The organism is Silanimonas algicola, from assembly GCF_054777375.1.
The window spans coordinates 1,085,757-1,098,534 of record NZ_BAAHAS010000001.1 but is presented as its reverse complement, the minus strand read 5'-3'; the positions used below and the strand labels follow the sequence as shown (position 1 = coordinate 1,098,534).

General features: G+C 68.4%; 14 protein-coding genes and 1 pseudogene. 13 read left to right on the top strand and 2 right to left on the bottom strand.

Annotated features, from left to right (window positions below; translation table 11 throughout):
• Window positions 1-74 (bottom strand): annotated as a pseudogene (locus tag ACYVAK_RS05060) (DUF1153 domain-containing protein); the annotation flags it as partial.
• Between the two features lie 171 nt (window positions 75-245).
• Here ACYVAK_RS05060 and ACYVAK_RS05055 point away from each other — a divergent pair.
• The 8 genes from ACYVAK_RS05055 (at window position 246) to ACYVAK_RS05020 (ending at window position 3,927) form a co-directional block, all read left to right on the top strand.
• Window positions 246-575 carry a hypothetical protein gene (locus tag ACYVAK_RS05055; protein ID WP_461058586.1) on the top strand — a complete coding sequence of 110 codons (330 nt, stop codon included), beginning with the start codon at window positions 246-248 and terminating at the stop codon, window positions 573-575.
• A gap of 83 nt (window positions 576-658) precedes the next feature.
• Window positions 659-1,030 carry a hypothetical protein gene (locus ACYVAK_RS05050; RefSeq protein ID WP_461058584.1) on the top strand — a complete coding sequence of 124 codons (372 nt, stop codon included), beginning with the start codon at window positions 659-661 and terminating at the stop codon, window positions 1,028-1,030.
• Window positions 1,023-1,754, top strand: a complete 732-nt coding sequence (locus ACYVAK_RS05045) for a DUF4304 domain-containing protein (protein ID WP_461058582.1) — start codon at window positions 1,023-1,025, stop codon at window positions 1,752-1,754. Before ACYVAK_RS05050 ends, ACYVAK_RS05045 begins: the two co-directional genes overlap by 8 nt.
• 259 nt (window positions 1,755-2,013) lie before the next feature.
• Window positions 2,014-2,340: a hypothetical protein gene (locus ACYVAK_RS05040; RefSeq protein WP_461058580.1), complete on the top strand. Its 327-nt coding sequence runs from the start codon at window positions 2,014-2,016 to the stop codon at window positions 2,338-2,340.
• Window positions 2,341-2,406: 66 nt separating this feature from the next.
• Complete coding sequence (locus tag ACYVAK_RS05035) at window positions 2,407-2,730, top strand: hypothetical protein (RefSeq protein ID WP_461058579.1); 324 nt, start codon at window positions 2,407-2,409, stop codon at window positions 2,728-2,730.
• A gap of 238 nt (window positions 2,731-2,968) precedes the next feature.
• Window positions 2,969-3,298 (top strand): hypothetical protein, encoded by a 330-nt coding sequence (locus ACYVAK_RS05030; protein ID WP_461058577.1) that lies wholly within the window; start codon window positions 2,969-2,971, stop codon window positions 3,296-3,298.
• A 79-nt stretch (window positions 3,299-3,377) separates the two neighbouring features.
• Complete coding sequence (locus ACYVAK_RS05025) at window positions 3,378-3,578, top strand: hypothetical protein (RefSeq protein ID WP_461058575.1); 201 nt, start codon at window positions 3,378-3,380, stop codon at window positions 3,576-3,578.
• Window positions 3,579-3,642: 64 nt separating this feature from the next.
• Window positions 3,643-3,927: a hypothetical protein gene (locus tag ACYVAK_RS05020; protein WP_461058573.1), complete on the top strand. Its 285-nt coding sequence runs from the start codon at window positions 3,643-3,645 to the stop codon at window positions 3,925-3,927.
• Between the two features lie 64 nt (window positions 3,928-3,991).
• Here ACYVAK_RS05020 and ACYVAK_RS05015 read toward each other — a convergent pair whose 3' ends face one another.
• Window positions 3,992-4,786: an EAL domain-containing protein gene (locus ACYVAK_RS05015; protein WP_461058571.1), complete on the bottom strand. Its 795-nt coding sequence runs from the start codon at window positions 4,784-4,786 to the stop codon at window positions 3,992-3,994.
• 144 nt (window positions 4,787-4,930) lie between these two features.
• On the opposite strand from ACYVAK_RS05015, the gene ggt reads away from it, so the two are divergent.
• The 5 genes from ggt (at window position 4,931) to ACYVAK_RS04990 (ending at window position 12,770) form a co-directional block, all read left to right on the top strand.
• Window positions 4,931-6,661: a gamma-glutamyltransferase gene (gene ggt, locus ACYVAK_RS05010; RefSeq protein ID WP_461058569.1), complete on the top strand. Its 1,731-nt coding sequence runs from the start codon at window positions 4,931-4,933 to the stop codon at window positions 6,659-6,661.
• 23 nt (window positions 6,662-6,684) lie between these two features.
• Complete coding sequence (locus ACYVAK_RS05005) at window positions 6,685-7,572, top strand: pseudouridine synthase (RefSeq protein ID WP_461058567.1); 888 nt, start codon at window positions 6,685-6,687, stop codon at window positions 7,570-7,572.
• 97 nt (window positions 7,573-7,669) lie between these two features.
• Window positions 7,670-8,746 carry a sensor histidine kinase gene (locus ACYVAK_RS05000; RefSeq protein ID WP_461058565.1) on the top strand — a complete coding sequence of 359 codons (1,077 nt, stop codon included), beginning with the start codon at window positions 7,670-7,672 and terminating at the stop codon, window positions 8,744-8,746.
• The gene (locus ACYVAK_RS04995) at window positions 8,743-9,552 is read left to right on the top strand and encodes a LytR/AlgR family response regulator transcription factor (RefSeq protein ID WP_461058564.1); all 810 of its coding nucleotides are present in this window, start codon (window positions 8,743-8,745) and stop codon (window positions 9,550-9,552) included. Before ACYVAK_RS05000 ends, ACYVAK_RS04995 begins: the two co-directional genes overlap by 4 nt.
• Window positions 9,553-9,659: 107 nt before the next feature.
• Window positions 9,660-12,770 carry an efflux RND transporter permease subunit gene (locus ACYVAK_RS04990; protein WP_461058562.1) on the top strand — a complete coding sequence of 1,037 codons (3,111 nt, stop codon included), beginning with the start codon at window positions 9,660-9,662 and terminating at the stop codon, window positions 12,768-12,770.
• Window positions 12,771-12,778: the final 8 nt, after the last annotated feature.

Here is a 12,778-nt window from a genome sequence, read left to right as displayed (position 1 = left end):
ATGATCTCCAGCACCAAGGCCGACTTCCGCCGGGCCGTCCAACGCTTGATCTCTTCGTCCATCACGACACTCATCGGTCTCTCCTCAGGAAAGTAACACCTGAGCACGAATTCGCTGGGTCGTTACAGAGGTCCTACGAGCACAAGCGCCACCATGAAGTGGCTGTTGGACGCAGCTTCGAGGGCTGCTGCCTCGTCTTTGTCGCTTTTGGGTGCCGCCCTGATCGTTGCTGGTTTGGTCAGGGCGTGGGCTGGTGTCCGTCGATTGATCACTACCGGGAGTGGAAGGCGAGAAGGGAGAATCCGCGGGACGACCCGCAAAGCGGACGCCTTCGTTACATCCAGACGCTCGACAATCCGAAGGATTTCGACAACGTCGAAATGCGGATAGCGGTGCAGAAGCTTTACGCCAACGACGTATCGCATCGCCTGGGAGCCGATCCGCCTGAGACGGTCCTGGCGGAGATGCTTTCTGCGGTCGATGCCTATGCGCTACCGTATCTCCAGCTCATGCTCGCGGCACGGCATGGTGTGAAGTTTTCCATTGCTGAGTTGCGCGGTGTTCCGGCGGTGTGACCGAGCGATGCGTTCAAGTGGACCGACCGGAGTGGTCGCGGGCTCTCTTGTGGGTTGTCGGCCCGCGTCCGTGCGGAGCCCGCGTGCTGTGTTTCCTGTTGTGGTCCTCGACCATCGGCGTGCGCTCCAGCGATGGTGGAGGACCTCACCACCCCCTCAAGCGCAAGGAATCCGGAGGTCGCAACGTGGAGATTGTCGGAGGTTCGCTACTTGGTGCTGTTGGCGTCATTGCTGCCGCTGCGCTCGCGTCGGCCTTGGTGCAACGCCTGTTGAGCAAGCAGGTCAATTGGTACCGTGCGTTCGCGCTTGGTGTGGCACTCGTTGCGGGAATCGTCGTTGCCGACTATTTCGCCCTTTCTGGCGCCATGCGTTTCGCGGTTGTCGCGGGTGGGATCGCACTACTTGTTGCGCTGGCCGATCTATTGCCGCTCTTCAGGATCAAGAGCGATGCCTGACAATTCGCCCAAGCGTGACTACAGCAGTTTTGCGTCGGCTGCGAAGTCGCGCTTCCGGCATGTTGCGGAGGCCCTGGACTTCCAGCAAATGTCAGGTGTCCTCTACGCAAAGGACAGGGGCGGGTGGTATGAGGTCTTCGCCCTGCAGGCGTCACAGTATGGGAGTGAAACCTTCTACGTGAATTTCGGGATCCTGGTGCCGCAGCCGTGCCCCGTGGCGGAGGTCAAGGACATCAAGGATTGTGGTCTGCTTATCGCCGAGCGCCTGCGGAATATCGACGACACGGGCGGGTTCGACGCGAGAAGCAAGGCGGAGATGCAAGCAAGCGCCGAGCGGGTGCTCGTGCAGCTCCGGAGCATGGCGATTCCATGGTTCGCCAACCTGGGTTCCTGGGCCCGGATTGCGGACGAATACTATGTGCGCAACCCCATCGACGAGGAGAGGATCGGGGCCCATTCGATCGTTTACGGCGCCGATTTCCGCTCCGCCATCTATGGCTATCTCCTCCTCAGGGCCGGACGCGTCGCGGACGCCAGGCGTTGGCTGATGGAGGCGAGACGGCTCATGAGTCTTCCGGTTTACTACACGCGCGATGGCCGTACCGTCCATGAGAAGGAGGCGTTCGCGAGGGTCCACAAGCCGGAACCCCATGAGATCGAGCGGCTCCGGAATGTGATCGATACCCTGGCGCTGATCGAAAGCGGCGACCTGGTGATGCGTTAGTGCCGTCCGATGGGAGAGGCATCCCCGTTTGCGGTTGGACCGCCGTCCATCGGACGCGCCACGCCGCCACGCCGCCACGCCGGGGTGCGCCGAGTGGCCGGTGTTGTCCCGAGGCAAGGGCCGACACAATAAACGTCAAATCCACCTTGCGGGCTGTTCCTCGCTCCGGCACATTCCATCCAACCGTTTGCTCACGCGGTCCCATCGATCGCGTCGCGATTGAGGATGCCGCTGGGTCCAGTCGTCAGGAGGCGCAAGGATGGGTGTTCTTGGCAGGATCGTTTTCGGCGTGCTCACGCTCGTACCGGGCGCTGGGCTGTTCCATCTCGTGGGGAGCGTCGTGCCGCGAGTCCAGTCCGGCGAGATCAGCTGGATGCATTTCCTCGCGGTGACGACCTTGATCGTCACCGCGTCGTTCGCTTCGCTGGCTGGGCTGATCGTTCATGCCGTCCGCAACCCGTCCCTTCGTGACCGCGAGAGAGCGGCGTGGGTCGCCGGTCTTTTCTTCATGTTTCCGGTCATCGGGCCGATCTACTGGCTAACGGCGTCAATCCGTGATGCTGGCCCGCGTGCCGCAGCCTCGTAGCCCCTCGGTCGCTTCACGACCGATGCGGCCGCGCCGGCCCAGCTTCGGAGCTTCGTGGGGCCGCTCATGACGCGCGATCCGATGCTTGTCATCGTCGCCATTGGCTCCACCGCGATCGCCGTTTGGCTGGTTGCCGGGCTGTGGCGCTCTGGCGAGCCCTGGTTCATCAAGCTCTCGCTGACCGTCGTCGCGTTCGTGCCGGTCTTTGGCCCGGTGATGGTGCTCTTTCATCGCGTGACGCCCCCCGTCCAGCCGCTCGCCCTTCAAGATCATGCGGGCAAGAGAACGGACGTGCTCGATCGTTGGCGGCCGGTGTTCGATGCCAAGAGCCCGGTCCGACGCTTTCGCCTCTGGTGGTGGCGGGTGCATGATCGTGAGAACCTCCAGTGAGGTTCGACCTCGCAGAAGCCCTTATGGTGGGGTGGAGCGGGGCGTCCGGCTCGGAGCCCGCCGGGGCTGCCGTGCGTGTCGAGACGGCCAACGCTGCCCGCAACGACATACAAACATTCTCAAACACGCCTTGTGGGGCGCAGCGCACTGCGGCACATTCCTCCGGCGCTGCACCCACGCGCGCCAATCCGGCGCTGCGATCGGTGCTGTTTCTCGCTCACGCGCCAGGGGCTCACGGATGACACGACTCGACACGCTGTTTGTAGGACTGGGTTTCGTTCTTTCTTGCGCGCCCGCCGTGTTGGCCGCGGTCGTCATGCCACAGTTCCGCCAGACCTTCCAAGCCTTTGGCGCGGAGCTGCCTTGGCTGACCAAGGTGCTCTTGGACCACCCGGCCAGCCTGTTGGTCTTCCCCGCGGTCATCCTCCTCGTGGCCTTCCTCTGGCCCAACAAGACGCAGCGGGGGCTGTATTCGCTGTTGCTTGGCCTGCTGATCGGCATCGCCGCGCCGGTCCTTGTCGTGATCGGCGGGTACCTGCCCATCCGGGCGCTGGGCGCGGCGATCTAGGCTTGCCACGCTGCCCGTTGCCTCACGACGGCCCCGCTCTGTTGATTCACCCCCGCGGCCCTTGGCACCAGGAGAGTTCATGGCAGTGTTGCAAATCGCGTTGATGGTCTTCGGTATCGCCCTCTTCGTGGTCGGCTACCGGAAGACACATCGCAACCGGATGCTGATCGGCACCGTCCTCATCGTGCTTGCCTTCGCTCTTCCGGACTTCGTCACGGGGTTCAGCGAGGGGTTCACCGAGGGCTACAACGACGGCCAGGTGACCCCGTCGGCGCGTTAGGCGGCGGCCCCTTGCTCCATCCTTCCCGTAATGCCATCGCCCGGACCTCGGGCACGGAGGCACGATGATCGGCCAAGGCGAGCGGCGGACACGTTTCCTGGTGGCCTACGGATACGCCGTTGTTGCGGCGCTCGTCGTTCTCTCGCAGGCGCTCGGCGGCCCCGTCGGCGGGTCGAGCCCGTGCCGTTGGCTGTACGGCTTCGCCGTTGCCGCTGTTTTTTCGCTGGTCCCGGCCTGGTTGGCTCGCCATCTTCCCGGTCCGCTCTGGCTGACGCCGGTCGTCCTCGGGCTCGGCATCGGCGCCGCCCTGTTTCCTGCGCTGGCGTTCATCGTCGCGGCACTGCGGTAGGCCCATGGCCGCCGGCTCATGCCGGGCTCACGGGTTAGCCTGCGCCATTGACGGCGCGCGATGCTCAGCCGAGCAGCGCCACCAGCGCGTCGTCGACGTCCGGCATGGTTTCGAAAGCGGGCCGGGCGAACAGATAGCCTTGGAAGAGGCGGATGCCGAAGTCGCGCAGGACGGCGAGCTCGTCGCGTTGCTCGACGCCCTCGGCGATCACGGTGGTGCCGAGGTCACTGGCGACCTGGCAGATGCCACGGACGATGGCGCGCTTGGCCGGGTGCTCGTGGATGTCGCGCACCAGGGCGAGGTCGAGCTTGATGATGTCGGCGCCGATCTCGGCCAGCAGGTTCAGGCCGGAATAGCCGGCGCCGAAATCGTCGATCGCGGTGCGGAAGCCCCGGCTGCGGTAGTACTCGACGATGTTGCGGAGGTGCTTCTGGTCGTCGACCTTCTCGCCCTCGGTGATCTCGAAGATGATCCGTTCGATCGGGAAACCGAAGGTCTCCGCGGCCTCCAGCGTAGTGCGGATGCACAGCTCCGGCCGATACACCGCGTTCGGCAGGAAGTTGATGCTGAGCGCCGTCGGCATGGCGAGGCGGGCCGCCAACTCGATGGCCGTGCAGCGGCAGGTCTGGTCGAAGCGGTAGCGGTTGCCGTCATTGACGTTGGCGAAGATGGTCGCCGCCGGCTCGCCGGCCGGGCCGCGCACCAGGGCCTCGTAGGCGAAGACCCCGCGTGCATCGACGTCGACGATCGGCTGGAACGCCATCGACAGCGGGAAGCCCAGCGTTGATGCGTCGCGGCACTGGCGGCAGCCGAGGGCCGTGAAATCCGGCGGCGCGGGGCGTTGCTGGGCGGTCATCATGGCTCGGGCACTCCCTGACACCACCCAAGCCTATCAGTACCCGGCCGGCGGGATGGCGGGCGGATGCGTTGTTTCGTGGCCTCCACCGCACCGTCGCGCCGGCGCGGAGTACATTCGGCGCCTTCCCCATCCAGGATCCCGCCCATGGCCCCGCTGTCGCCGCGCGCTGCCCTCGCCGCTGCCGTGCTCGTCTTCACCGCTGGTCTCGCGTCGATGCCCGACGCACGCGCCGCCGACCGCATCACCGGTCGGGAGTTCGCCACGCGCTCCGAGGTTTACGCCCCGCAGGCCATGGCGGCCACTTCGCATCCGCTGGCCACGCAGGTGGCGCTCGACGTGATGCGCAAGGGCGGCACGGCCGTCGATGCGGCCATCGCCGCGAACGCCGCCATCGGCCTGATGGAGCCGACGGGGAACGGCATCGGTGGCGATCTCTTCGCCATCGTCTGGGACCCGAAGACCAGGACGCTGCACGGCTACAACGGCTCCGGCCGCTCGCCGCTGGGCCTGACCCGCGAGTGGTTCGACGAGCAGAAGATGGCCTTGATCCCCTCGCATGGCGCGCTGCCGGTGACGGTGCCGGGCACCGTGGACGGCTGGTTCGCGCTGCACGGCCGCTTCGGCAAGCTGCCGATGGCGGACCTCCTGCAGCCGACCATCGACTACGCGCGCAATGGCCATCCGGTGCACGAGACCATCGCCTACTACTGGGAGCGTTCCGTCCCGCGCCTGTCGCAGTTCCCCGGCTTCACCGAGCAGTTCACGATCGACGGCCGGGCGCCGCGAACCGGCGAGATGTGGAAGAACGAGAACCTCGCCCGCACGCTCGAGCGCATCGCCACGAACGGCCGTGCCGGCTTCTACGAGGGCGAGGTTCCGAGGATCGTCGAGGCCTACTTCAAGGCCAACGGCGGCTTCCTCGCCGCCGCCGACTTCGCGGCCCACAAGGGCGAATGGGTCGAGCCGGTCAGCGTCAACTACCGCGGCGTCGACGTGTGGGAACTGCCGCCGAACGGGCAGGGCATCGCCGCGCTGCAGATGCTGCAGATCCTCGAAGGCTACGACTTCAGCAAGATCGGCTTCGGCAGCAGCGAGCACCTGCACCTGCTGGTCGAAGCCAAGAAGCTCGCCTTCGCCGACCGCGCGCGCTACTACGCCGACCCGAGTTTCCACCCGGCACCGGTGGCCGGGTTGATCTCGGACGAATACGCCGACGCGCAGCGCAAGCGCATCAATCCGGATCGCGCGCAAACCGTCGTCGCGCCGGGCACGCCGCCCTCGCTCGACGAGGGCGACACCATCTACCTGACCACCGCCGACAGCAGCGGCATGATGGTCTCGCTGATCCAGAGCAACTACCGCGGCATGGGCAGCGGCATGACGCCGCCGGGCCTCGGCTTCATCCTGCAGAACCGCGGCGAGCAGTTCTCGCTCAAGCCCGGACACCCCAACGAATACGCACCGGGCAAGCGTCCGTTCCACACCATCATCCCGGCCTTCATCACCAAGGACGGCCAGCCCTGGGTGAGCTTCGGCCTGATGGGCGGCGCCATGCAGCCGCAGGGCCACGTGCAGATCGTGATGAACCTCGTCGACTTCGGCATGAACCTCCAGGAGGCCGGCGACGCGCCGCGCCTGCACCACGACGGCAGCGACGAGCCGGTGGGCGCCGTGACGCCGATGAACGACGGCGGCGTGGTGCAGCTTGAAAGCGGCTTCCCGTACGAGACGATCCGCGGCCTGATGCGCAAGGGCCACCACGTCGAGTTCGCCGACGGCCCCTACGGCGGCTACCAGGCGATCATGAAGAACCCGCACGGCGGCTGGGTGGGGGCGAGCGAGAGCCGCAAGGACGGGCAGGCGGCGGGCTACTGAGTGGCCCCTCGGGCGGCGAGGCCATGAGCGTGCGTCGCCGCCCGCCCGCGATCGACGGGCTCGCGGCCAGCACCCTGCAATTGCCTCCGGGCCAGTGGGGTTCGTTGATCGACGGCCTGTGCGCGCATTTTCCGGCCATGTCGCGCGATGTGTGGCTGGACCGGATGGCGCGCGGCCGCGTGCTCGGTGACGACGGGGACGCGCTTGGGCCCGACGCGGCCTATCGCGTCGGGCAGGAGGTCCACTACTACCGCGAGGTCGCGGACGAGCCGCCCATTCCCTTCGACGAGCGCGTGCTGCACCTGGACGCGCACTTGCTCGTGGCCGACAAGCCGCACTTCCTGCCCGTGACGCCAAGCGGGCCGCACGTGCACGAGACCCTGCTCGGGCGGCTGATCCGCCGCACCGGCAACGCCGATCTCGCGCCCCTGCACCGTATCGACCGGGAGACCGCGGGGCTGGTGCTGTTCTCGACGAATCCGGCAACACGCGCGGCCTACCAGGCCCTGTTCCGCGAACGCCGCATCGAGAAGCGCTACGAGGCCATGGCCCCTGCACTGCCGCAGCTCGCCTTCCCGCTTGTTTGCCGCAGCCGCATCGTGCCTGGCGAGCCCTTCTTCCGCATGCGCGAGGTCGAGGGTGAACCGAACAGCGAGACGCGCATCGACGTGATCGAGCGCGGCGAGCGGTGGTGGCGCTATGCCCTGCAACCGGTCACGGGGAAGAAGCACCAGCTGCGGGTGCACCTGGCGGCCTTGGGTGCGCCGATCCGCGACGACCCGCTGTACCCCGAGGTGCGGTTCCGTGAGGCGGGGGACTTCGAGGCGCCGCTGCGGCTGGTCGCCACCGGCGTGGCCTTCGTCGACCCGATCCGTGGCGCGGCGCGGACGTTCCAACGTCCCGCGCCCTGAGCCCGGCCGCGACGAAGCGTGCATGCGCCGCGCCGAGCCGTTCGGCCCCGAGGGAACCTTGCTTTAGGATGGCGGCCAGCCCCTGCCGGATCCGCTCGTGTCCTCGATCCTCGAAGATTCCCGCAACCGCCGGCTGTTCTGGTGGCTGCAGGTCGGCGGCTGGATGGCCTACGGCAGCATCAGCTACCTGTCGTCGCTGGCGCACGGCAAGGGCCTCGGCTACTGGCCCGTGCCGGTGGGCATCGCGGTCACCGGCTTCTTCGTCACGCTCGGCCTGCGCCCGCTGTTGCGTCGCGCCTGGGGCCGCCCGTTGCGGCAGTTCGTCCCGATCGCCGGCGGCTGCGTCGTCGGTGGCTCGGTCGTGCTCGGCCTCGTCTACCTGAACCTGCTGGCGAATGTCTGCGACGATTGCCGGCCCACCACGACGCTCGGCTACGTCGCCTACTCCACCAGCTACCTGTACGTGCTGCTGAGCTGGGTCGGCCTGTACGCCGGGCTCAAGTACTACCGGCAGCTGCAGTCGCAGACGCAGCAGATGCTCGCCGCCACCGCGATGGCGCACCAGACGCAGTTGAAGATGCTGCGCTACCAGCTCAACCCGCACTTCCTGTTCAACACGCTCAACGCCATCTCGACCCTGGTGCTCGACCGCAACAACGCCGTGGCCAACCAGATGGTCCAGGGCCTGAGCGCCTTCCTGCGCCATTCCCTCGACAGCGACCCGATGCAGCGCGTCACGCTGAAGCAGGAGCTCGACGCACTGAACCTCTACCTCGGCATCGAGCGCATCCGCTTCGCCGAGCGCCTGACGGTGGAGACCCGCATCGCGCCGGAGTGCTGGTCGGCCCTGCTGCCCAGCCTGCTGCTGCAGCCCCTGGTCGAGAACGCCATCAAGCACGCGATCGCCCGCATGGTCGAGGGTGGCCGCCTCGTGATCAGCGCCGCGCGGCAGGGCGACCGCCTCGTGCTGCAGGTCGCCGACAACGGTCCGGGCAGTCCCGACCTCCAGCACGCGAACGGCGAGGGCTGCGGCGTCGGGTTGAAGAACACGCGTGAACGCCTGCACGTGCTCTATGGCGACGCGCAGTCGGTCGAGGTGCGCAACGGCACGCCCTCCGGCGTGCAGGTGACGCTGTCGATCCCCTTCGAGGCGGGCGGGGCACCACGCGAATGAGCCGCAGCATCCGCACCCTGATCGTCGACGACGAACCGTTGGCACGACGCGGGCTCGAACTGCGCCTGGCCGACCAACCGGACATCACCATCGTCGGCCAATGCGGCGATGGCGCCTCGGCCATGAAGGCGGTATCCGAACACGCGCCCGACCTCATGTTCCTCGACGTCCAGATGCCGGGCCTGGACGGCTTCGGCACCCTGCGGGCGATCCCGGCACCGCAGATGCCGATCACGGTCTTCGTCACTGCCTACGACCACTACGCCATCCAGGCCTTCGAGGCGAGCGCGGTGGACTACCTGCTCAAGCCCGTCGACGACAGCCGCTTGCACCAGGCCCTGTTCCGCGTCCGCGAAGAGCTCGACCGCCGCGAGGCCGGCCGCCACTGCGCGCAGTTGCTGAAACTGCTCGGCGACCTCAGCGGCAAGCCGGCCCTGACCCTCGAGGAAGCCCTGCAGGGCGCTGGCGAACGGCGCCTCGGCAGTGGCGATCGCCTCGCTATCCGCGACGGCCAGCGCACCGTGCGCGTCGAGCTGGCCAGTGTGCGCTGGATCGACGCCGCCGGCGACTACATGTGCATCCACACCGACGGCGAGACCTACGTGCTGCGCGCGACGATGCGCGAGCTGGAGGCGCAGCTCGACCCGCGGCAGTTCCCGCGCGTGCATCGCTCCACCCTGGTCAATGCCGCGAGGGTCGCGTCGATCCGCCCGCACCTCAACGGCGAGCAGTTCCTCGCGCTCGACTGCGGCCACGAGATCAAGCTTTCGCGCTCCTATCGCGATCGACTTCCGTTGCTGAGGTAACACTTCGTCGCACGCCGCCCACGCTTCGGCGCGGCCCGTGACTTTGGTCAGGGGTGGCGCGCGAGGCCCGCGCGCAGAGTGCGCCCACTCCAACGGGCGCCACGACGATGACCCTCACCGAAGCCTCGCTGAAGAACCCCGCCGCGGTCGCCGTCGTCGTCGCGCTGGTGGCCCTGTTCGGGCTGATCGCGCTCTTCGACCTGCCGGTGCAGTTGTTCCCCGACATCGAGCGGCCGAGCCTGACGGTGCAGACGGGCTGGCGCGCCGCGTCGCCGCAGGAGATGGAGGCCGAGATCGTCGAGCCGGTCGAGTCGGTGCTGGAGGGCCTGCCGGGCCTCGAGCAGATGGAGGCCAACGTCAACGCCGGCAACGCCTGGATCAACCTCACCTTCGCCGTCGGTGCCGACATGGACGCCGCGCTCCTCGAGGTGCTGGCCCGGCTGAATCGCCTGCCGCCCCTGCCGCGCGACGCCGACCCGCCGCGCGTCGAGCGCGGTGCCGATCGTGCCAACGACTCGCTGACCTTCTTCTTCGTGCAGAAGCTGCCGGGCACGACCGGCGAGATCAACGACTACCGCCAGCTGATCGAGGACCGCATCGTGCCGCGCATCACGGCGGTGCCCGGCGTGGCCGGCGTCGAGATCAACGGCGCCGACGGCGACGAACTGGCCATCGACCTCGACCTCGATCGCGCCGCGGCCTACGGCGTCACCCTGCCGCAGGTCGCCGAGGTCGCCGGCCGCGCCACCGACGTCTCCGGCGGCAGCTTCGACGCCGGCCGCCGCCAGTACACCCTGCGCTTCGCCGGCCGCTTCTCGCCGCAGGCGCTCGGCGAGCAGATCGTGCTGTGGCGCGAGGGTCGGCCGGTGCGCCTCGCCGATGTCGCCAACGTGCGCGTGCAGCGCCCCGAGCAGCGCTTCTTCAGCTACCAGAACGGCAACCCGGCGATCGGCCTGCGCATCCGGCGGGAGAGCGGTGCCAACGTGCTCGGCACCCTGACCGAGGTCAAGCGCGTGGTGGCCGAACTGCGCGAGCGCGAGCTGGCGCCGCTGGGGCTCGGCATCGAGCAGAGCTTCGACGCTTCGCTGTTCATCAACCGCGCCATCGGCCTGCTCTCGGGCAGCCTCGGTGCCGGCGTGCTGCTCGCGGTCGGTTGCCTGTGGTGGTTCCTGCGCGACCTGCGCGCGACCGTGCTGATCGCCACCGCCATTCCCATTTCCCTGCTCGCCACCTTCATCGTGCTGCAGCTCACGGGCCGCAGCCTCAACGTGATCTCGCTGGCGGGTTTGGCCTTCGCCGTCGGCATGGTGATGGACGCCGCCGTGGTGGTGGCGGAGAACATCGTCCGCCTGCGCGGCGAAGGCCTCCCGCCCCTGCAGGCCGCCCTGCAGGGCACACGCCAGGTCGGCGGTGCGCTGTTCGCCTCGACGCTCACCACGGTCGCGGTGTTCCTTCCGGTCGTCTTCATGCAGGACGTCGAGGGCCAGCTCTTCGCCGACCTCGCCCTCACCATCGCCATCGCGGTCGGCATCTCCCTGCTGGTGGCGCTCACCGTGCTGCCCGCCGCGGCCGGTGGCTGGCTGAAGGCCGGCTCGGTTGGCACCGACGGCGGCTACGCGCGCCTGACGGCGTGGACGATGCGCGCCACCGCCACGCCGCGCCGGCAGTGGGCCTGGGTGCTGGGCCTCGCGGTGGCGCCGGTGCTCGGCGCCTTCCTGCTGATGCCGCGCATCGACTACCTGCCGCCGGTGAAGCGCGCCGCCGTCGACGTGTGGTTCAACTTTCCGCCCGGCATGAGCCCCGGCGTCGTCAACGCTGAGTTCGCGCCGACCCTGCTCGAACGCATGAAGCCGTACATGGACGGCGAGAAAGAACCGCAGCTGCGCAACTGGTACCTCAACCTGTGGCCCAACGGCGGCACGATCGGCGCCCGCGTCGTCGATGAATCGCAGATCGGCGAGCTGGAACGCATCCTTCGCGACGAAGTCGTGGTGGGCCTCGCCGACACGCGGGCCTTCGTCTCGGAGGGCGAGCTGTTCGGCGGCTTCGGTGGCTCGCCGCGCGCCATCGCCATCCACCTGCAGCATGTCGATGGCGACGCGCTGAACGCCGCCGCCGAGCAGGGCCGTCACCTGCTGGCTGAGCGCTTCCCCGGCGCCAATGTGCAGGCCTGGCCCACCGCCGATGCCGCCGAGCCGGAACTGCGCGTGCTGGCCGACGACCGCCGCCTCGCCGAGGCCGGCTGGCGCCGCACCGACCTCGGTGCCGTGGTGCGCATGCTCGGCGAAGGGATGTGGCTGGGCGAGCACTTCGACGGTGATCGCCGCCTGCCCATCATCCTGCGGGCGTCGGGCGCCGGTGGTGCGGGACCGGAGCGCTTCGCCTCGGCGCCGCTGGCCACGCCGCAGGGTGGCGTGCTCACCCTCGGCGAGCTCGCGCAATTGCAGACCACGATGGCACCCAGCCAACTGCGCCGCGTCGACCGCCGCCGCACCGTCACGCTCACCGTCGACCCGCCGCAGGCGCTCTCGCTCGAGGAGGCGCTGGAGGTGGTCAACGACGAGGTGGTGCCGGCTTTGCGCGAGGCCCTGCCGTCCGACGCCGGCGTGCAGGTGGCCGGCAGCGCGGATCGCCTGGGTGACGTGGTCTCGGCCATGGTCGGCAACTTCGCGATGGCCCTGCTCGTGCTTTTCCTGCTGATGGCGGCGCTGTTCAAGTCGCTGCGCGACAGCACGGTGGTGATGGCCACCCTGCCGATGGCCGTGTTCGGCGGCGTGCTCGGCCTGCGCGCAGTGCAACTGTTCACCCCGCAGACCCTCGACCTGCTGTCGATGATCGGCTTCATCATGCTGTTGGGCATGGTCATCAACAACGCGATCCTGCTGGTCGCGCAGGCCCGCGAAGGCCAGGCCGAAGGCCTGTCGCTCGAGGCCGCGCTCGCCCAATCGCTCGACCGCCGCCTGCGCCCGATCCTGATCGCCGCGCTCACCGGCGTGGTGGGTGCCCTGCCGATGGCCATCAACCCCGGCCCCGGTGCGGTGATCTACCGCGGCCTCGCCGCAGTGACCGTCGGCGGCGTCGCCCTGAGCCTGGTGTTCACCGTCGTGCTGGTGCCGGCCCTGATGCGCCTCGGCGCTGGCCTGCAGGCCGCCTGGCCGGCCCGTCGCCCCGTCGCCACGCCCGAGCTCGCCGCCCCCGCGCCCGTCGAATCCCTCTGATCCCCTCC

Bases quoted from the DNA above. Each gene is read 5' to 3' on its own strand.
- ACYVAK_RS05045 (WP_461058582.1), top strand. From the start codon at position 1,023: ATGCCTGACAATTCGCCCAAGCGTGACTACAGCAGTTTTGCGTCGGCT.
- ACYVAK_RS05040 (WP_461058580.1), top strand. From the start codon at position 2,014: ATGGGTGTTCTTGGCAGGATCGTTTTCGGCGTGCTCACGCTCGTACCG.
- ACYVAK_RS05035 (WP_461058579.1), top strand. From the start codon at position 2,407: ATGACGCGCGATCCGATGCTTGTCATCGTCGCCATTGGCTCCACCGCG.
- ACYVAK_RS05030 (WP_461058577.1), top strand. From the start codon at position 2,969: ATGACACGACTCGACACGCTGTTTGTAGGACTGGGTTTCGTTCTTTCT.
- ACYVAK_RS05025 (WP_461058575.1), top strand. From the start codon at position 3,378: ATGGCAGTGTTGCAAATCGCGTTGATGGTCTTCGGTATCGCCCTCTTC.
- ACYVAK_RS05020 (WP_461058573.1), top strand. From the start codon at position 3,643: ATGATCGGCCAAGGCGAGCGGCGGACACGTTTCCTGGTGGCCTACGGA.
- ACYVAK_RS05015 (WP_461058571.1), bottom strand. From the start codon at position 4,786: ATGATGACCGCCCAGCAACGCCCCGCGCCGCCGGATTTCACGGCCCTC.
- ggt (WP_461058569.1), top strand. From the start codon at position 4,931: ATGGCCCCGCTGTCGCCGCGCGCTGCCCTCGCCGCTGCCGTGCTCGTC.
- ACYVAK_RS05005 (WP_461058567.1), top strand. From the start codon at position 6,685: ATGAGCGTGCGTCGCCGCCCGCCCGCGATCGACGGGCTCGCGGCCAGC.
- ACYVAK_RS04995 (WP_461058564.1), top strand. From the start codon at position 8,743: ATGAGCCGCAGCATCCGCACCCTGATCGTCGACGACGAACCGTTGGCA.
- ACYVAK_RS04990 (WP_461058562.1), top strand. From the start codon at position 9,660: ATGACCCTCACCGAAGCCTCGCTGAAGAACCCCGCCGCGGTCGCCGTC.